Here is an 18,379-nt window from a genome sequence, read left to right as displayed (position 1 = left end):
GGAGATTCATAAAGAAGGAAATAAAATGAAAGGAAAGTTGAATAACCTCACAAATCTTACTGAAAAAGGAACGACGATGAAACAAGAGCTCCTTGCTGGTTTCGTCTCATTCTTCACAATTGTATATATTATTGCTGTCAATTCAAGTATTTTAGCAGATGCGGGTATACCAATGCAGGCTGCGGTTTGGGGAACGATTCTAACCTGTGTAGCAGGGTGTTTAATGATGGGAATATGGGGGGATTTGCCCCTTATCCTCGTTCCAGGTATGGGTCTCAACGCCATGTTTACTTATACCTTTGTCCATTCTATGGGCCTAACATGGCATGAAGCGCTTGCTGTAGTATTCATTGCCGGATTATTATTTGCTGTCATTGCCTTTACCCCACTGGCGGCTATTCTTGCTACGGCGATTCCTAGTTCGTTGAAGGATTCTATTAGTGTTGGCTTGGGCTTATTTTTATCCTTGCTAGGATTAGAAAAAAGTCAACTGATCGTAAGAGGAGAACATTCTTTAATTAGTTTAGGGGATATAAGTAGTCCCCAGGTCATTGCGTTTATCCTAACACTCATTCTTGCTGTGATTCTATTTTTACGAAATGTTCCTGCCAACTTCTTAATCACTATTTTTGTTGGAACAATCATTGCTTGGATGTTCGGGCTTGTGGATATGAGTTTATTAAAAAACGGCTTTGGAATTTCTTCTGGTGATTATGGATCTGTATTTGGTGCAATGACATTTGGAAGTATGACGTCCATCACGTTTTGGATCGCCGTTTTTTCCTTAACAATGGTACTTGTTTTTGAAAATATTGGATTGATTAGTGGGCAGTTAGGACAGCTAAATCAAAATGAAAAGTATGGTAAAGCTTTTCGGGTTACCTCGATTTCGGCAGTGCTTAGCGGTATATTTGGTTCTAGCCCTACTGTTTCGACAGTGGAAACGGCAGCCGGGATTACTGCAGGAGGAAGGACCGGAATTACATCAATCGTAACGGGTCTGTTATTTTTATTGTCGATTTTCTTTATTCCATTTGTAACCATTATACCGAATAGTGCCATTGCACCAATTCTTCTTATTATTGGAGGATTAATGCTGCAAAATGTGAAAAGTATTAATTTCGAGGATTTATCAGAAGTAATCCCAGCATTTTTCATTATTATTATGATTCCTTTTTCGTATAGTATTGCTGATGGAATTGCATTTGGATTTATTGCTTATCCAATTGCAAAATTAGTCGTTGGAAAAGCATCCCAAGTTTCCATCCCCCTATATATTATCTCGGGTTTATTTTTATTGAATTTTATATTGCACGGTGTTTAAAAGGATTAAGCCTATATTGCCCCGTTATATTCGTCGACCTGCGATTGGAACAAATCATGAGGAGGAGGAAATTCCTTATGACATTGTAAGGGAATTTGATTTAATGGATGGGGGAGATCCAACAACCCCACCAAGATTCAGCTGTGAGAACTGTGGTGGAGAAATATATCCAGAGTATTATAAAGGCCTACATGGACAGGAATATAAATTATCGGATTTCCTCTAGTCTGGGTGGATAGAAAAGGACCGGGCGGGGTTTGCCCGGTTTTTCTTAAAAAGGTAAGAAAGTATAAAAATTGGCTAATGCTAGGTCTAGCTCCAGCGCCTAGCCCCTCGAGGTCAAATAACCTGAGACAATAAAAGTCAAGACCGGACTTTTCTTGTCTCAGAACATTTGCTTGTCGGGGCTGAACAAGGCGCCTTGCGCTTTTCTTAATTCATTGAACAAGGAGTCTTGAAGATTGACGGATTCTCAAGTGACACTTGTAAACGTTTCTGCCACGTAAAAATGAACCATTCGTCTCCTCTAATTATAGGTTAAGGCGACTTGTGAATCAGAGTAATATTTCTCCCATTCTTGGAAGATTTTTTGTCTTCCTTGCGCGATTTTGGGATGAAATTGAATAAGGGCATTCTCTCTTGTTTCATTGATTTTTAGAATGGAATTTTGAAGCTCCTTTTCCACGTTTACTCCGGATTTATGAACAATCGTTAATCCTGCTGTTGTACCTTGGGCGATTGCTACTTTTGCACCTTCAATACCTGTAATATTACCAGCGACAAACAGACCTTCAACCGTTGTCTCCATTTTTTCATTATGAAGAGGAACATAGCCACCTAGTTCCTCTATGTAATAAAAAGGACATCCGGCAAGCGCTGCGAGTTCGGCTAGGGGATAAAGACCACCAGCAATACAAACAAAGTCAACTTCTATTTGCTTTTCACTGTTGGGAATCACTGTACCTTTCCGATCGATACTGGCAATCGTTACCCCTTCCACTGAATTTTCTCCGTAAATATCAATTACAGCTTTTTTTAATTGGAATGGAATTCCCGACACTTTAATTCCTTTTTTTGGATAAAGCGCAAGGATCATTTTGCTGAAAAAGTCCTTTCTTAAAAAATTTCCTGATAGTTGAATGAATTTATTCGGGGCTAAATGGGCTAAACTTGCAAGAGAATCGAGAGTACTAATCGGGTTAGCGAATTTTTCCGTCAGCTTCGTTCGCTTAGGTAATGTAAGGGCGTATAATTCCACACCAGCCAATTTTAACTCGGTCGCTATCGCTGCGGAAAGAATGTTCATTCCAATAATAATCCCTTTCTTGCCAGGCTTTACTCGGTGTAAATTGGTCATGACTTGAGCTGCACCAATGGACATAACTCCCGGTAAGGTCCACCCGGGTATGGGTATGGGAGCTTCCGCTGCACCAGTAGCAAGAAGCAGAGAAGGTGTTTGAAAAATATTTTGTTCCGTGTAAACATCCCACTGTATTCCGTTTTTTTCAATGTTGTGAATCGATGTATTTAATCGGATATCTACACCAAGGCGGACCGCCTCTTCCGTTAATTTCCTTGATTCTTCTATTCCATTCCACCAAATTCCATTAGGCTCCTGATATAATTGACCTAAAAGGCGGCCGCCAGCAAACATAAATTCATCAAGAATAAGTACTTTTAATCCATATTTAGCACAAGCAATCCCCGCCGATAAACCTGCGGGCCCAGCTCCTATTATGATGACATCATTCATGGTAAATGCCCCGATTCTTTAGGGGAGTGGGTAACTTCTCTATACTTTCAGCAATCATTCCTTCTTTGACTAGAGTTAAACAGGCTCTTACACCTGTTTTTCCATCTACGGTTAATCTGCACTCATAACAGTGACCGATATTGCAATAGATTCCCCTTGGGGCGCCACTTTCTTCATGTTCACGCAAACGACGGATTCCATTCGCTAATAATGCTGCCGCGAGCGTTTCTCCACTTCTTGCGGTGAGTATCTGATGATTGAAACGGAAAGAAATTTTCGGTTCTCCATCAATCTTACCTAGTACAGGATGATCAAGTATTCTGTTTGTCATTATTTTCACCACCTAATTCTCCAAAACTTACCGGTCTTATCGGAGGTTGATATTTTAAAGGAATCCCGTTTTGCCTAGGATGGATTGAATGGGCAATTTCGTCAATTAATGTTCGACAGACTCTTCCTCCACAATACCCCATGCCAGCCCTCGTCCGTAATTTTAACTCTCTGGGAGAACAGTGAAAGGCGGTCATGGTTTCTAAAAGTTTTTGATAGGAAACTTCCTCACATCTACAGATAATAAACGAATTATTTTCCAAAATAGAACACCTCAATGGAAGAAAATTTATATTTCTCATTATTGTAATATGCAAGTTTCGGGCCAAAAGAATAAAAAACCGCCACTATTTAGCGGTTTCATCATTACTCGTGTATCCCTAATTTATTCATACGGTTATAGAGTGTAGCACGAGAAATATGTAAATTTTTAGCACATAATAATTTATTCCCCTTTGTTTTCTCCAGCTCGCTGATAATAATTTCCTTTTCATAGCGTTGTAACCTCTGGCTTAAAGCCAAGTGTTCATTGGCTTTGTTCTTTTCTGAACCGGAGATGTTTTCATTGTAAAATGGTAAGTCTGTAATATTTAGTTCCCCATTTTCAGAAAAAACAACGAGTCTTTCGATGACATTCCGCAATTCACGAATATTTCCAGGCCATTGATACTGCAGTAGTGCTTGCATAACCTCTTGTGAAATCCCATGAACAGGCCGATGGTATTTGACAGAGAGTTCATATAAGAAGTAATGGGTTAGTTCAATCACATCTTCGATTCGTTTTCTTAATGGAGGGATTTCTAAACTGACCACATTTAATCGATAGTAGAGGTCTTCCCGAAAACTTCCCTCTTTGATCCTTTTTAATAAATCACGATTGGTTGCAGCCACAACTCTAAAATCAACTTCGATTTCTTTTGTGCCTCCAACAGGAAAGTAGCGTTTCTCTTGAAGAACTCTTAATAGCTTCACTTGCATCTCCATTGGCATTTCTCCGATTTCATCCAAGAACAGAGTCCCGTTTTTAGCAAGTTCTATCTTTCCTTTTTTCCCTTTATGATCGGCTCCCGAAAAAGCACCTTTCTCATAACCGAATAATTCACTTTCAAAAAGTGCTGAAGGAATGGCACCACAATTGATCGGAACAAATGGTGCGTTTTTTTGTTCTCTTAGATCATGGACTGCTTTTGCGAACAGTTCTTTGCCGACGCCACTTTCCCCGAGAATTAAAATATTAGCCGGTGTTGAGGCTGCTTTTTTCGTTTTACTGATTGTTTCTTTTAATGGGTGACTGTTTCCTTTTATATGTATAAAAGGATTATCCATTTTTGAATGGGCTTTCATTTCTTTTTCAAGTTCTATCATTTTTTCGGATATGGTAAATAATTCACGATTCATGCGAACTTGACTTGTAATATCTGTTTCTGAAACAACGGCCCCGATCGTCTGTCCATTTAATCTCACAGGGTTTGAATTAATTAACACAATTAGATTGTCCCTTGCATGATGCTGTTTGAAATTTACAGAGGTTCCTTGTTCAAGTGTTGTAATGATCTCTAAATCGTCTGGATGGAAAAAATTTGTAATGGTTTTACCTAGAATTTCTTCCTTCTTAATGGAAAATATTTTTTCTGCTCCTTTTGTCCATACTAAGACCTTTTTCTCATGATCTATTACTGTACAAGATGTATCAATAGTGTTTAATACCGTTTGAAAGAAGACATCTAGTTTTTGATATTTATAGAAAAGTGTGGATAAGAAACTTTTGATATGAATAAAACCGATAATGGTATGATTTAGTTTCACGACAATGACTTGTGAATCTTCATGTTGTTTGTAATCCCCGAATAAGTTAATTAATTCTTGTATATCTGCAGATGAAGCAATCGTTTTGCATTTTTGACTAATAAGTTGACGGTCTTTGTTATATTTTAAAACGTACACACTATTTTGTTTACGAAGAAATATTTCAGTGTCTGGATGGGCTGTTGTTTTCTCATATACTAGCTGTTCAATGTTCTTGTGTCCTTCTTCTAGAACGGTCATATTAGTAGAAATAAAATCCATTATCTCCTTTTGTAATAAGAACATATGAATCCCCTTTCAGTGTATAAGTTTATGGACAACTTTAAAAACATTTTGACATGGTTGCGTTAAAAATGCAATTTTTCAAAAAATAGGGAGGTGTTGGGTTGGCATAATAATTGCATTATATTTTATTAAATGGTCAGAAAGGGTGAAGGCATTATAAGGACGATTCATTGTGATGTTGTTGTGATTGGAGGGGGCATTATTGGGGCAGCCATTGCCTACTATGGGGTAAAAGGGGGACTAGATATCACCATTTTGGAAAAACATGAACTGGCAAGTGGTACTTCCTCTCGGTGTGATGGAAATATTCTAGCCATTGATAAGGACCCCGGATTTGACAGTCAAATGTCTTTGAAGAGTCAACAACTTGTTCATGAATTAAGCAAAGAATTAGAGATTCCCTTTGAATACCGGAATCCGGGCAGTATTTTAGTGTGTGAAAACGAGTTGGAAATGGAAGCCGCTAGTCAATGGGTTCTAAAGCAACAAGAGGCGGGACTTGATTTCCGAATGTTAGATCAACAAGATTTACGGAATGAATCTCGATATTTTGCCAATGACTTACTAGGTGGTCTTGAGTGTAAAACAGATTCAACGGTCAATCCATATATGTTGACATATTCAATGTTTGATGGTGCCAAACGTTTAGGTGCAAAAATTCATACAAACACAGAGGTTAAGCATATCTATAAAAATGGAGACAAACAATTTGTGATTGAAACGAGTAATCATGTGTTTACGGCTAATAGAGTAGTGAATGCATGTGGCATATGGGCGCCCGTTATTGGCGAAATGTTGAATGTCGATATCCCGATCAAGCCGCGAAAAGGTCAACTCATTGTAGCATCAAGACAACAACCTGTCGGCTTGAGAAAGGTGATGGAGTTCGGCTACCTTATGTCAAAATTTGGTGGAGAAAGAGCAGTCGAACCACCCCTTGAAAAATACGGGATTGCCTTGGTATTTGAGCCAACTGAAAGTCAAAATTTTCTAATTGGAAGTAGCCGTGAGTTTTGCGGCTTTGATTTAAAAGTAAATCAGGAAGTAACGAAACTAATGGCAAAACGAACGTTAAGATTTTATCCGAAAATAGCTGATATGACGGTGATTAGAACCTATGCTGGATTACGTCCATGGACAGAAGACCATTTGCCGATTATTTCGCCAGTGACAGAGGTTTCTGGTTTTTACATCGCAGCGGGTCATGAAGGGGATGGGATTTCACTCGCCGCCATCACTGGAAAATTAATGGAGGAAATATTGAATGAGAAGGACACATCCGTCCCACTTCATCCACTCCGTAATGATCGATTTAAGGAAGGGGTGATCCATAAATGAATGTTCAACGTGTGTTTACAACGATTGATACACATACAGGGGGTAATCCAACTAGAACATTAATCAGTGGCCTTCCTTTTCTGAAAGGCAGCACGATGGCGGAGAAAATGCTTTATATGGAAAAGAATTATGATTGGATCAGAAAGTTTTTAATGAATGAGCCGCGAGGACATGCTGTGATGTCTGGGGCTTTATTAGTTGAACCATGTCACCCGGAAGCAGATATAGGTGTGATTTATATCGAAACCGGTGGTTATTTACCTATGTGCGGTCATGATACGATTGGATGTTGTACAGCTTTAATAGAAGCGGGCTTGATTGAAGTAATGGAGCCTTACACCTTTGTAAAAATAGACACACCCGCCGGATTGATAGAAGTGAAGATAAAAGTGGTAAATGGGACTGCGGAGGAGGTTTCGTTTACGAATGTTCCTTCTTTCTTTTTAAAATTTATCCAATTATACGTGGATGGAGTTGGGGAAGTGGAATGCGATATTGCTTACGGAGGAAATTTTTATGGAATCATTGATGCTCGTAAAATCAACTTACATTTAACGAAAGAAAATGCCTCAGACATTATCGAGAAGGCGATCAAGATTCGCAATTCAATCAATGCAACCGAGGAAGTGATCCATCCCGAATTTCCATTTATTAAAGGCCTGACCCATATCGAGTTTTATTCTGATCCTGTCCATCCAGATGCCAATGTGAAAAACACTGTTGTTGTTCCCCCTGGTGGAATTGATCGTTCCCCTTGTGGAACGGGGACATCGGCAAAGATTGCAACTATGTTTCATAAAGGGGAAATCCAAATGAATGAATCATTTATTCATGAGAGTATTGTCGGTACATTATTTAAGGCAAAAGTGCTGGAGAAAACGAAGGTGGAGACTACCGATGCAGTGATTACCGAAATAACGGGATCGGCGTGGATAATGGGGATGCATCGCTTTTTTTATCAAAAGGAAGATCCATTAGAGGAAGGTTTTTTACTAATCCCTCCGATGAAAAATCATTATTAGAAGGTGAATAAATGAACGTGAAAGAAATCTTTTTTACGATTGACACCCATGTAGAGGGTGAAGCATTTCGAATTATTATTCATTCACCTATAAAGCTAAATCAGAAGGGTCTCATGGAAAATTCCCGTCTCTTGGTGGAAGAATATAAAAGAGGAAAATATTTTTTATTAAATGAACCTAGGGGACATCGTGGTATGAATGGTTGTATCGTTACAACATCCGAAGTAGCTGATTTTGCCCTTCTCTTTTTACACCATGATGGGGATGTTCCATTTAAATATAGTGGATTAATCGCAACGGTGACAGCATTGTTGGAAACTGGCAATCTTGAAAAAAAACATATGAATCAATACAAGATTGAAACGCTTAATGGTATTTATCAAATAGAGGCGATAGTGGCGAACCAGTCCGTCATCTCTGTTTCGATTGAAAGTGAAAACTGTATTCTTTTAGAGCAAACACCAGAGTACAGTGTCGTGGCTGTTGATGAGACTCGTTATTATTATGTTTTTCCGCTGCCTCGCGATATCCAAGCGATCCAACTTGAGCAAATGACCTCTTTGCAAACATGGGGGATGGCGGTCACGAGACAGATAAGGACTAAAAATGTCCAAATGGATGGTGTGATTTTATATGAACCCTTATCTGGTTTATCCAATAAAGTTCGTTCCCTGACATTTGCAAAAGATGGCAGTATTGTCCGTTCCCCGGGGTTTGATAGCACATTTGCCATTTTTACAAAATTAGCTGTAAGGAAACAAATGGATTCACTTACAAACGAAAGCATATTTTCGAGTTCCTTGACTGCACATAAGATAGTGGGTACAACCAATCGTTTTTTTGTAAAATCAAGAGGGTTTATTACTGGTACACATGAGTTTATTTATGATCCTCGCGATCCATTTGAGGAAGGCTTTTTACTAAAATAAGTATTACCACCCCTTGAAAATAAGGCGGAAAAAAGATGGGCATTTCATAAGGAGGGAGTATAATAAATGAAGAAATTGGAAGGAGTTTTTCCCGTATTAATTACACCGATGGAACAGAATGGTGAGATCAATTGGTCGGGTTTAAAACAGAATATTGAGCATTTTATTCAGAATAAAGTTGCCGGAATCGTTGTCAACGGCAGTACAGGTGAATTTGTGAGCTTGACGAAAGAAGAGCGTTTTCGTGTAGCAGAAATCGCGACGGAACAAGTAAATGGACGTATTCCATTGATTGTTGGGACAGCGGCTGAAACAACGAATGATGCTATTATGTATACGAAGCAAGCAGAATTTGTCGGGGCAGACGCCGCTTTGCTCATCAATTCTTACTATGCTCATCCAAAAGAAAATGAAATCTATGAACATTTTAAATCGGTTGCAAGCTCTGTTGCCTTCCCTGTTATGATTTATAATAATCCTTTTACATCGGGGGTAGATATGAGTACAGAATTAATGTTAAAAGTTGGACGTGAGGTTGAGAATATTACACATGTTAAAGAGTCCAGTGGGGACATTCGCAAAGTTCGGGATCTTACAAGACAGGGCAGCCCTTATATTCATACATTTTGTGGAGCGGATGACCTTGCGTTGGAATCGTTTTTAGTGGGAGCGACAGGATGGATCTCAGTGGCGGGAAATATTGTTCCGCGACTGGTGACTGATTTATTTGATAAGGTACAGGAAAATAAACTAGAAGTTGCTTGGAAGATATACGATCCCCTTTTACCACTTTGTCGTTTCTTAGAGGGCTCTGGGAAATATGTACAGATTGTGAAGCGAGCAATGGAGTTACAAGGACTTGCTGGTGGACCATCTCGAAAACCTAGGCTTCCCCTTTCAACGGAAGAAGATACCAAGCTTCAAAACATCTTAGAAAGTCTAGTAGTCTTGGAAAATGAAAAGGAGTGGATATAAGTGATTACCACAAATATCGAGTTAAAACCTAGAGTAATAGAATTTCTGGCTGGCGAGATTCCGTTATATATAAATGGTGAATTTGTTCCAGCAACCTCTGGAAAAACTTTTGCTATAACCAATCCGGCGACAGAAGAAGTGATTGCTGAAGTGAGTGAGGCGGAAGAAATGGATATCGATCGGGCTGTACGGGCAGCACGTCGAGCATTTGAAGAGGGAGAGTGGCCTCGATTAAGTGCAGCTGAACGATCCCATCTGATTTATAAATTGGCTGACCTCATCGAGGAAAATAAGGAGGAACTAGCCCAGCTGGAAGCATTGGATAATGGTAAACCGTATGCTGTGGCTTTGGAGGATGATATTCCTGGGACTGTCGAACATTTCCGCTATTATGCCGGTTGGGCAACGAAGGTATTGGGACAAACAACCCCAATACTCCCCGATTATTTACATTATACAAGACATGAACCAGTAGGGGTTGTGGGCCAAATTATTCCATGGAATTTCCCTCTATTAATGGCATCATGGAAATTAGGGGCAGCCCTTGCAACAGGTTGTACAGTTGTTCTAAAACCGGCCGAACAAACGCCACTCTCGGTACTTTATGCAGCGAGATTGTTTAAAGATGCCGGTTTTCCTGATGGGGTGGTCAATTTTGTTCCTGGGTTTGGAGAAAAAGCCGGTGCTGCCATCGTAAGACATCAAGATATCGATAAAATTGCCTTTACAGGTTCAACAGTTGTCGGGAAAGAAATTATGCGTGAAGCCGCTAAAACGGTTAAACATGTGATACTGGAACTCGGAGGAAAATCGCCGAATATTATTTTTGAAGATGCCGATATGGATAAGGCGATTGAAGGTGCCTTTCAAGGAATAATGTATAATCACGGTCAAAACTGTAGTGCTGGATCCCGTGTATATGTTCAACGGAAATATTATAATAAGGTAGTTGCCGAATTGGCTGACCGGTCAAGAAAGATGAAATTGGGTGAAGGTTTAAATCCAACAACGGAAATGGGACCATTAGTGTCGGAGGAACAATGTAATCGGGTATTGAGCTATATACAAAAAGGGATTGAGGAAGGGGCCAGATTAGTGACAGGAGGTAAAAAAGCCTTTGATAAAGGGTATTTTATTACTCCTACGGTATTTGCCGATGTCGGGGATGATATGACGATTGCGCGAGAGGAAATTTTCGGCCCGGTCGTTACTGTGTTTCCATTTGATACAACAGAAGAAGTGATTAAGAGGGCAAATGATAGTGCATTCGGTTTAGCAGCAGGTGTATGGACATCGGATGTGAAACGGGCCCATCATGTAGCCCATCGCTTAAAAGCCGGAACCGTTTGGATTAATGATTATAATCTTGAGAATCCCGCTGCTGCATTTGGTGGCTATAAACAATCTGGAATGGGAAGAGAAATGGGTAGTTACGCATTGGATAACTATACGGAAGTCAAAAGTATTTGGGTGAATCTACAGTAACAAGGAAAGGGTTTCTACGTGTGTGGAGGCCCTTTCCCATCTTTAAAAAAATTCCTTTCGTTTACTTGAAGATAGCAGGTTTAATTCTTCTCTATATTTGGCGACTGTCCGCCTGGAAATGGCGATTTTATTATGATTATATAAATGTTCGGCTATTTTTTGATCAGAGAGAGGCTTTTGTTTATCCTCTTGCTCAATAATGGTTTGAATTAAGATTTTTACTTTTGTTGAGGAGGTATGACCGCCATCCTCTTTTTTTAATTTGGACGTAAATAGCCGCTGCATTTCGAACGTCCCTTTCGGAGTCTGAATCACTTTGTTTTTTACCGCCCGACTAACGGAAGATTCATGCATGTCAATTTCATAGGCGATTTCCTTTAATGTTAAGGGTTGTAACATATAAAAGCCGTGATCCAAAAATTCCCTTTGTTTATTGACAAGTACGTCAACAATTTTCAACAGTGTATTCCGACGTTGTTCGATACTCCTGGTCAGCCATTTATAGTGGTTATATTTTTCATGAAAATAGTGAGCGGTTTCATTACTTTGGGATAACATATCTTTATAGGTTGTGTTCAACCGAATCCCTGGCAGAAAATGGTCATTTAAAGAGACGATATATTCATCATTCTCTTTTACGATCGTAATATCGGGAACCATGTATCTTGTCGGACCATACTCAATCCCGATACATGGCTTTGGTTGGAGTGTCTGGATACAATTCGCAACATCTTTAATGTCATTTAATGAAACACGTAATTTTTGCGCAAGCTCTGGCCATTTTTTATGAGCAAACATTTCAAGATGATCACTTATTACTTTTGCGGCTAATTCCTTTTCAGGATAGTAGGCTTTCAATTGTAAAAGCAAGCATTCTTTTAAGTCTCTGGAACCTACGCCTATTGGCTCCAAAGCTTGTAATTTCTTAATGTTCCTTTCAACAATAGGCTCTGCAATCGATAGATGTTGGGCTGCTTCTCGACTACTGATCGTTAAATATCCGTTGTCGTCCAGGCTATGGATTAAAAACTTTAATATAGAACGATCCTTTGCGGATATGTCTAACCATTGGAGTTGTTCCAATAGGCTTTCCGATAACCCTCCTTTTTCCTCTGCAACAAAATCTAAAGGACTTAGCGGTTCATTATTTCTTGTGGAATTTCTTCTTGAAAAGTCATAGGTTTCCTCAACCTGTGATTGTTGTTTCTTTTCTTCTAATTCAATAAGCGGATTTTCCAATGCCTGTTCTTGGATAAATTGCGCTAATTCCATTGTTGAATACTGTAATAAGGCAATGGCTTGTTTTAGTTCTGTCGTCATGACCAAGTTTGTTGTTTGTTTTTGAAACAAACCTAGCTCCAATTTTTTACCTCCTTTCTTGAATTTGCACCAAATAACCAAATTTTGTGATGTTTTTTAATATACTATACAATATTTTATACCGTTTTGCACAATAATTATGCCCATCTATTCGTTGAGAAAGATTGATGGACTTAAAGAAAAGAATTGGATTAAATCGTTCGTTTTGCAAGATTGGCATAGGACTTGCATGTTTATAAGTGAAGAATATGAAAGAATGATAAGTGAGGAGGATTTTGATGTTATTGGTAGAGAAGATTAGAGAACAGCTTGAAAAGCTTCAGATGGATGGAATGCTTATTAGTAAGCCGGAAAATGTTCGCTATTTAACGAATTTTACAGGGACATCTGGGGTTGTCATTGTTTCACGGACAAAAGCGATTTTTTTGACAGATTTCCGTTACGACAAACAAGCCCATGAACAAATCACAGACTATGATATTCATATTTGTGGTCAATCGGCTTCGATGATGGAGACGATTGTTCAGCTAGTTAAAAGTGAAAATATGGAGAAATTTGGCTTTGAAGCAAGTTTTGTTACCTATGACTTTTATTTGCAATTAAATGAGAAACTTGATGTGGGCCTCTGCCCAACGACCAATGTTGTTGAAAGTCTTCGTTTAGTCAAGACGGAAATGGAGGTTGAAAAACTGCGGAAGGCAGCTTCAATTGCCGATTTGGCGTTTGAGCATATTTTAAACTTTATTCGTCCAGGTGTAACGGAGATTGAGGTTGCAAATGAGCTGGAATTTTGTATGCGGAAAAATGGAGCGACATCCAATTCCTCCATCATTATTGTCGCTTCTGGATCCCGGTCAGCCCTCCCTCATGGTGTTGCCAGTGAAAAAGTGATTGAAAAGGGAGATATGGTCACACTTGATTTTGGTGCATTATATGAGGGGTACCGGTCAGACATGACGAGAACGGTTGCCGTTGGGGACCCACATCCAAAATTAAAAGAAATTTATCAGATTGTTCTTGATGCATTGCTACAATGTACAGCAGTAATCAAACATGGGATGCCTGCAGAACAAGCAGATGCGATCGTTCGTGATTTCATTAAAAAAGAAGGTTACGGAGACTATTTCGGACATGGAGCAGGTCATGGTATTGGGTTAATGATTCATGAAGATCCATTTTTGTCGCCAAGATCTACTCAAGATTTACAAGCGGGAATGGTGATCACTGTAGAACCAGGCATCTATCTTCCCGATTTAGGTGGTGTGAGAATTGAAGATGATCTATTCATTAAACAAAATGGGAATGAAATATTAACGAAGTCACCACGAGACCTTATCATCCTTTAAAAGAAGGATCGGAAATAGATGTAATTCTAAGCGCTCATATTGAATTTACAAGGGGGACCTGATGATGCTAGAAATGAGAATTGAAACAATGGCAAAACCTTTTCATTTGAAAAATGTCAAAGTGTTGGGTGGACCTTTTAAGCATGCGATGGAGTTGAATCGAGATTATTTGCTGCAACTTGAACCAGATCGACTATTAGCCAGGTTTAGAGAGTATGCCGGTTTGGAACCAAAAGCCCCTCAATATGAAGGTTGGGAGGCGATGAGCTTATCTGGGCATACACTCGGTCATTATTTATCCGCTTGTGCAATGCTTTATGCTTCATTAGATGATGATCGTTTCAAAACGCGAGTCAATTATATTGTGGATGAACTTAGTGAATGCCAAGAAGCTCATGGGGATGGCTATGTTTCAGGTATTCCAAATGCGAAAGAAGTTTTCCAACAAGTTTCGGAGGGGAAGATTGAATCAAAAGGCTTTGATCTAAATGGTTTATGGGCACCCCTTTATACAATCCATAAATTATTTGCTGGTTTACGTGATTCATTGCATCTTGTTGGGAATTCTAAAGCTCTTAATGTCGCTATTAAATTAGCCGACTGGCTTGATACTGTATTTTCTAGACTGGATGAGGAGCAAATGCAAGAAGTAATGGAATGTGAGTTTGGAGGAATTAATGAGGTATTGGTCGACTTATATGCAGATACTGGGGATGAGAAATATTTAAAAATGGCTCAACGATTTTGGCATAAGCAAATTCTCGACCCACTTTCGGAGCAGGAAGATAGTTTGCCAGGAAGACATGCGAATACACAAATTCCAAAGATTATCGGTCTTGCAAGGGAATATGAGTTGACGAATGATATGAAACGGAAGAAGATAGCTGAATTCTTTTGGGAGCAAGTTGTTGATCATCATTCTTATGTTACTGGCGGGCATAGTTTTGAAGAATATTTTGGTCCTCCAGATCAACTTAGTGATCGCCTTGGCCCTCATACGACCGAAACTTGTAATACGTATAATATGCTAAAACTGACGAAATATTTATTTGAATGGAATCGCTCTACAAAAGCAGCCGATTATTATGAAAGGGCTCTCTTTAACCATATACTGGCTTCTCAAGATCCACTAGAAGGAGGGGTCACCTACTTTTTGTCATTGGATATGGGAGGGTATAAGGAATATAATCATAAGTTTGATCATTTTACATGTTGTGTTGGCACTGGAATGGAAAATCATGCAAGCTATGGAAATAGCATTTACTTCCATAATGGAGACCAATTATATGTGAATCAATATATTCCATCTTCTCTGAATTGGGGTGAAAGAGGGATTAAAGTATTTCAGGAAACAGAATATCCTGAAGAAAATGATATTTATATCCGTGTTCAATGTGCGAAACCTGAAAAATTCACCATGAATATCCGTTACCCATCTTGGGCAGAACAAGGAATTTTAATCAAAATAAACGATGAAAATTATGAAACGGATGCCCAACCTGGAAGTTTTATCGAGATTGAACGAGTTTGGAACAACAATGACAGAGTGGAAATTAAGATTCCGATGACATTACGTCTCGAAAGGATGCCAGATAATCCGAAGCGGGTCGCCATTATGTATGGACCGCTCGTCCTTGCCGGGGAATTGGGCCCGTTGGGTGACCCGGAAGCAACTGATTTTTTGTATACACCTGTATTTATCCCCGAAGGAAAATCATTATCTGGATGGATTCAGCCTGTACAAGGAAAAACAAATACTTTCCGAACGGTCCAAGCGGGGTATCCAAGAGATATTGAACTTTATCCGTTCTACCGTATGCATGATAAAATGTATTCGGTTTACTGGGATTTGTTTACGCAAGAAGAATGGGAAAAGCGTCAGAAGGATTATCTCCATGCTCGAAAACAAATAAATATTCTAGAAAAGGCAACAATCGACTATGTTCAGCCCGGAGAAATGCAACCAGAACGTGACCATCATTTTGATGGGGACGATACGCGAGTTGGTGCCTTGCAAAGTAGAAAGTGTAGGACGGCTTATGGTGGGGCTGGTTTTCCTTTGATCTCAAGGTAGATCATCAAGAAGAAATGATGTTGGTCATTACCTATGCAAAAGAATTACAAAGAAGAGAAACGGAATTTGATATTTTTATAAATGACCGCCATTTAACGGTACAGCCAACAGATGGGTTTAATGAAACATCCAGGTTTTATACTGTCAACTATGTTATTCCTCCAGAAATTTATGAAGATAAGAGTCATGTAACTGTAAAATTCCAAGCCCATCCTCAAGGAAGAGTTAGGCGGATTTTCGGTATACGGATGGTCAATAAAAATGTATATACGAACGTAAAAAGCTGAGATTTGTTGTAAGAGAGTGTAGGAAAAATGACTACACTCCCTTTCTTTTTTTACATTTATGGAAGCATAAGAATTGAAAAATGAGCTGTCAAAGAGTTTAGAATAAAAAGATTTATGTGTAAAAAATTTTTCCTTTCTCTGGTATTATTTCTCCCAATGAAAAAAGATTTATATAAAAAATTCTATTCTTTAGAAAAGTTGACATGGATAGTATATTCTATCCATTCTTTTGGCATGAAAAATGCAAGTAATCATAACAAAGAGAAAAGAAAGGTGGCTGAGGTTTAATAGAACAGTAATCGAATCCATGGCGACACATAGTGAAGGCAAATTGAAAACCAGATAAGACTTCCGGAAAGATTTACTGAATGGTATGGCAACTATTCAAGGAGATGCTTTATCTTATGATGAATCAGGTTGGGAAGACAGTGAAAGTGAAAGGCCTAAAATGAAAGCGATTCCTTATTGTGTGTGGGATAATCGTGAACCTGGGGAAATGAGAGTTTCGGTGAATGAAATAGAGTAAAAAAGGTAAACCTAACAGTTTTTTTACAGAAGAAAAGATAAGTTCGGTATAAAGTTAGCGATATATCAGAAAATTACAATTAGATAAATTGGTCTATAGGTTAATGAAGAAATTGGCTGTAAAACGGGTTTTACTCTTTCTTTTTTAGACGGGACGGTGAAAGTAGGTAAGCACAGTTTTCAAAATTAAATAAGATGGAGGAGATGTATATGTTCTTGAACAAGCAATTATTGTTATCTATTATGTTCTTTGTATCTTTATTTCTATTGTTTGGTTGCAATAAGGAAAAAGATGTCACTTCTGATTCTGAGGGGAACATTGAAAAAAAGAGGATATTACCTTAACGATTATGATGTGGGAAGATTGGGGACAAGGTTTTCAAGAGAATATTAAAGAGGTAGTGGAAGAACAATTTCCCCATATTACTGTAAAAAATATCGGTGGGGATACTGGTAATAAAGATTGGATTGAAGAGGCACTCACTGCTGGGAATGTTCCAGATCTTATTTTTGCTTATCGTCAATACCATGTCAATCTTTTGGAAGAATATGAGCTGAATTATGATATGACGGAATTACTAGAAAAACATGACTTTGATTTATCTCGTTATGATCCAGCTCATTTAGATGAATGGAAATCATGGGCGAACGGGGAAATTTGGTTATTGCCTTTTATGGCTGATCATTATGCATTGCACTATAATAAAGATATTTTCGATCTATTTGGCGTTGAATATCCCAAGGATGGAATGACATGGAAAGAAGTGACAGCTCTTGCATCCCAAGTAACTGGTGAAAGGAATGGCGTTCAATATCAAGGACTGGATATCACCGGAAATGGGCATTTGCCTATGAGCCAAATCATTGGAAGGACCCAATTAATTGATCCTGAAACGGATGAAGTATTATGGACAAAAAGTCCCTATGTGAAGCAATGGTTAGAAATGGTGGAAAATGTTTATAACATGCCAGGGAATGAAATGCCGGAAGTGGACCCTTGGACAGAATCAAGAACACTGGCGATGAGACCTTTATGGCTGGATATAGGTACGCCTGAAGATTTAAACTTTGATATTGTCACATACCCACAATGGGAAGAGGCACCCAATATTGGTCCGTTGGCAGGCGGATGGGGGTTGGGTATTACAGAGCCAAGTCAACATAAAGACGAAGCGATGGAAGTAATGAAATTTTTATATTCTGATGAGCATATTGGCTCTTTAGGGGAATCAGCTATCCACGCACCTTTTAACCATTTATTTGAAGGTAAAGATATCGATGAGATGCTAGTGGAAAGAATGGAAAAATTTAAAGGGAAAAATCTACAGGCACTATATAAGCTAGAAGCCGCTGGCGGACCTGAATCCCGCTCAGAATTTGATGTAGGGGCTTTTCAACAAATAGAGCATCTAGGCGAAGACTTCATAAAATCAGGGTTGGATGTCAATACTTTTATACGAGGAGCTTTTTGCGCTGTATCATTTTTTGGTGTATGAACAAAAAATAAGGGCATTATTTTTTTTGTGAAAAGTTGAATTTTACTCCTTTTTTTGTATAAAAAAGGATGCGTTGCTGTTTTC

Annotated in this window: 17 protein-coding genes; 12 read left to right on the top strand and 5 right to left on the bottom strand. The window is 38.8% G+C overall.

Annotated elements, in window-relative coordinates; all coding sequences use genetic code 11:
* Positions 1 to 25: 25 nt before the first annotated feature.
* Both MUB24_RS16085 and MUB24_RS16080 read left to right on the top strand, forming a co-directional pair.
* Entirely contained in the window at positions 26 to 1,324 is a 1,299-nt protein-coding gene (locus MUB24_RS16085) for an NCS2 family permease (RefSeq protein WP_244705855.1), read from the top strand.
* 16 nt (positions 1,325 to 1,340) lie between these two features.
* Positions 1,341 to 1,550 (top strand): hypothetical protein, encoded by a 210-nt coding sequence (locus MUB24_RS16080; protein WP_244705853.1) that lies wholly within the window; start codon positions 1,341 to 1,343, stop codon positions 1,548 to 1,550.
* Between the two features lie 300 nt (positions 1,551 to 1,850).
* On the opposite strand, the gene MUB24_RS16075 is transcribed toward MUB24_RS16080, so the two are convergent.
* From MUB24_RS16075 to MUB24_RS16060, 4 genes are all read right to left on the bottom strand, one after another.
* Positions 1,851 to 3,077, bottom strand: a complete 1,227-nt coding sequence (locus MUB24_RS16075; RefSeq protein WP_244705851.1) for an NAD(P)/FAD-dependent oxidoreductase — start codon at positions 3,075 to 3,077, stop codon at positions 1,851 to 1,853.
* Positions 3,070 to 3,408, bottom strand: coding sequence for a (2Fe-2S)-binding protein (locus MUB24_RS16070; protein WP_244705849.1), 339 nt, complete (start codon positions 3,406 to 3,408; stop codon positions 3,070 to 3,072). Before MUB24_RS16070 ends, MUB24_RS16075 begins: the two co-directional genes overlap by 8 nt.
* Entirely contained in the window at positions 3,389 to 3,670 is a 282-nt protein-coding gene (locus MUB24_RS16065; protein ID WP_244705847.1) for a (2Fe-2S)-binding protein, read from the bottom strand. Before MUB24_RS16065 ends, MUB24_RS16070 begins: the two co-directional genes overlap by 20 nt.
* A gap of 103 nt (positions 3,671 to 3,773) precedes the next feature.
* Positions 3,774 to 5,498, bottom strand: coding sequence for a sigma-54 interaction domain-containing protein (locus MUB24_RS16060; protein ID WP_244705845.1), 1,725 nt, complete (start codon positions 5,496 to 5,498; stop codon positions 3,774 to 3,776).
* Between the two features lie 132 nt (positions 5,499 to 5,630).
* Here MUB24_RS16060 and MUB24_RS16055 point away from each other — a divergent pair, with 132 nt between their 5' ends.
* The 5 genes from MUB24_RS16055 (at position 5,631) to MUB24_RS16035 (ending at position 11,247) form a co-directional block, all read left to right on the top strand.
* Positions 5,631 to 6,836 (top strand): NAD(P)/FAD-dependent oxidoreductase, encoded by a 1,206-nt coding sequence (locus MUB24_RS16055; protein ID WP_244705843.1) that lies wholly within the window; start codon positions 5,631 to 5,633, stop codon positions 6,834 to 6,836.
* On the top strand, positions 6,833 to 7,858 hold the full coding sequence (locus tag MUB24_RS16050; RefSeq protein ID WP_244705841.1) for a proline racemase family protein: 1,026 nt from the start codon (positions 6,833 to 6,835) through the stop codon (positions 7,856 to 7,858). The genes MUB24_RS16055 and MUB24_RS16050 overlap by 4 nt, the downstream gene beginning before the upstream one ends.
* Before the next feature lie 11 nt (positions 7,859 to 7,869).
* Positions 7,870 to 8,787, top strand: a complete 918-nt coding sequence (locus tag MUB24_RS16045; RefSeq protein ID WP_244705839.1) for a proline racemase family protein — start codon at positions 7,870 to 7,872, stop codon at positions 8,785 to 8,787.
* 66 nt (positions 8,788 to 8,853) lie between these two features.
* Positions 8,854 to 9,762 carry a 4-hydroxy-tetrahydrodipicolinate synthase gene (gene dapA, locus MUB24_RS16040; RefSeq protein ID WP_244705837.1) on the top strand — a complete coding sequence of 303 codons (909 nt, stop codon included), beginning with the start codon at positions 8,854 to 8,856 and terminating at the stop codon, positions 9,760 to 9,762.
* Positions 9,763 to 11,247, top strand: coding sequence for an aldehyde dehydrogenase family protein (locus MUB24_RS16035; protein WP_244705835.1), 1,485 nt, complete (start codon positions 9,763 to 9,765; stop codon positions 11,245 to 11,247).
* A 42-nt stretch (positions 11,248 to 11,289) separates the two neighbouring features.
* On the opposite strand, the gene rpoN is transcribed toward MUB24_RS16035, so the two are convergent.
* Positions 11,290 to 12,609: an RNA polymerase factor sigma-54 gene (gene rpoN, locus MUB24_RS16030; RefSeq protein WP_244705833.1), complete on the bottom strand. Its 1,320-nt coding sequence runs from the start codon at positions 12,607 to 12,609 to the stop codon at positions 11,290 to 11,292.
* A gap of 236 nt (positions 12,610 to 12,845) precedes the next feature.
* On the opposite strand from rpoN, the gene MUB24_RS16025 reads away from it, so the two are divergent.
* The 5 genes from MUB24_RS16025 to MUB24_RS16010 all read left to right on the top strand — a co-directional run bounded on the left by MUB24_RS16025 (position 12,846) and on the right by MUB24_RS16010 (position 18,295).
* Complete coding sequence (locus MUB24_RS16025) at positions 12,846 to 13,913, top strand: M24 family metallopeptidase (protein ID WP_244705831.1); 1,068 nt, start codon at positions 12,846 to 12,848, stop codon at positions 13,911 to 13,913.
* Positions 13,914 to 13,977: 64 nt separating this feature from the next.
* Positions 13,978 to 15,987, top strand: coding sequence for a glycoside hydrolase family 127 protein (locus MUB24_RS16020; protein ID WP_313898462.1), 2,010 nt, complete (start codon positions 13,978 to 13,980; stop codon positions 15,985 to 15,987).
* Between the two features lie 20 nt (positions 15,988 to 16,007).
* Positions 16,008 to 16,274, top strand: a complete 267-nt coding sequence (locus MUB24_RS23515; RefSeq protein WP_313898461.1) for a DUF6805 domain-containing protein — start codon at positions 16,008 to 16,010, stop codon at positions 16,272 to 16,274.
* Between the two features lie 373 nt (positions 16,275 to 16,647).
* A complete protein-coding gene (locus tag MUB24_RS16015) occupies positions 16,648 to 16,800 on the top strand; it encodes a hypothetical protein (protein WP_244705829.1) in 153 nt (50 codons plus the stop codon).
* A gap of 349 nt (positions 16,801 to 17,149) precedes the next feature.
* A complete protein-coding gene (locus MUB24_RS16010) occupies positions 17,150 to 18,295 on the top strand; it encodes an ABC transporter substrate-binding protein (protein WP_244705827.1) in 1,146 nt (381 codons plus the stop codon).
* The last annotated feature ends 84 nt before the right edge of the window (positions 18,296 to 18,379 follow it).

The sequence above is a fragment of the Lederbergia sp. NSJ-179 genome, assembly GCF_022867885.1.
GTDB lineage: Bacteria > Bacillota > Bacilli > Bacillales > Bacillaceae_C > Lederbergia.
Note: the sequence above shows the minus strand (reverse complement) of the source record. Positions and strands in the feature narration are given on the sequence as shown.

Coding starts and splice junctions, on each gene's coding strand:
- MUB24_RS16085 (WP_244705855.1), top strand. CDS start 26: ATGAAAGGAAAGTTGAATAACCTCACAAATCTTACTGAAAAAGGAACG.
- MUB24_RS16075 (WP_244705851.1), bottom strand. CDS start 3,077: ATGAATGATGTCATCATAATAGGAGCTGGGCCCGCAGGTTTATCGGCG.
- MUB24_RS16070 (WP_244705849.1), bottom strand. CDS start 3,408: ATGACAAACAGAATACTTGATCATCCTGTACTAGGTAAGATTGATGGA.
- MUB24_RS16060 (WP_244705845.1), bottom strand. CDS start 5,498: ATGTTCTTATTACAAAAGGAGATAATGGATTTTATTTCTACTAATATG.
- MUB24_RS16055 (WP_244705843.1), top strand. CDS start 5,631: ATGGTCAGAAAGGGTGAAGGCATTATAAGGACGATTCATTGTGATGTT.
- MUB24_RS16050 (WP_244705841.1), top strand. CDS start 6,833: ATGAATGTTCAACGTGTGTTTACAACGATTGATACACATACAGGGGGT.
- MUB24_RS16045 (WP_244705839.1), top strand. CDS start 7,870: ATGAACGTGAAAGAAATCTTTTTTACGATTGACACCCATGTAGAGGGT.
- dapA (WP_244705837.1), top strand. CDS start 8,854: ATGAAGAAATTGGAAGGAGTTTTTCCCGTATTAATTACACCGATGGAA.
- MUB24_RS16025 (WP_244705831.1), top strand. CDS start 12,846: ATGTTATTGGTAGAGAAGATTAGAGAACAGCTTGAAAAGCTTCAGATG.
- MUB24_RS16020 (WP_313898462.1), top strand. CDS start 13,978: ATGCTAGAAATGAGAATTGAAACAATGGCAAAACCTTTTCATTTGAAA.
- MUB24_RS16015 (WP_244705829.1), top strand. CDS start 16,648: ATGGCAACTATTCAAGGAGATGCTTTATCTTATGATGAATCAGGTTGG.
- MUB24_RS16010 (WP_244705827.1), top strand. CDS start 17,150: ATGATGTGGGAAGATTGGGGACAAGGTTTTCAAGAGAATATTAAAGAG.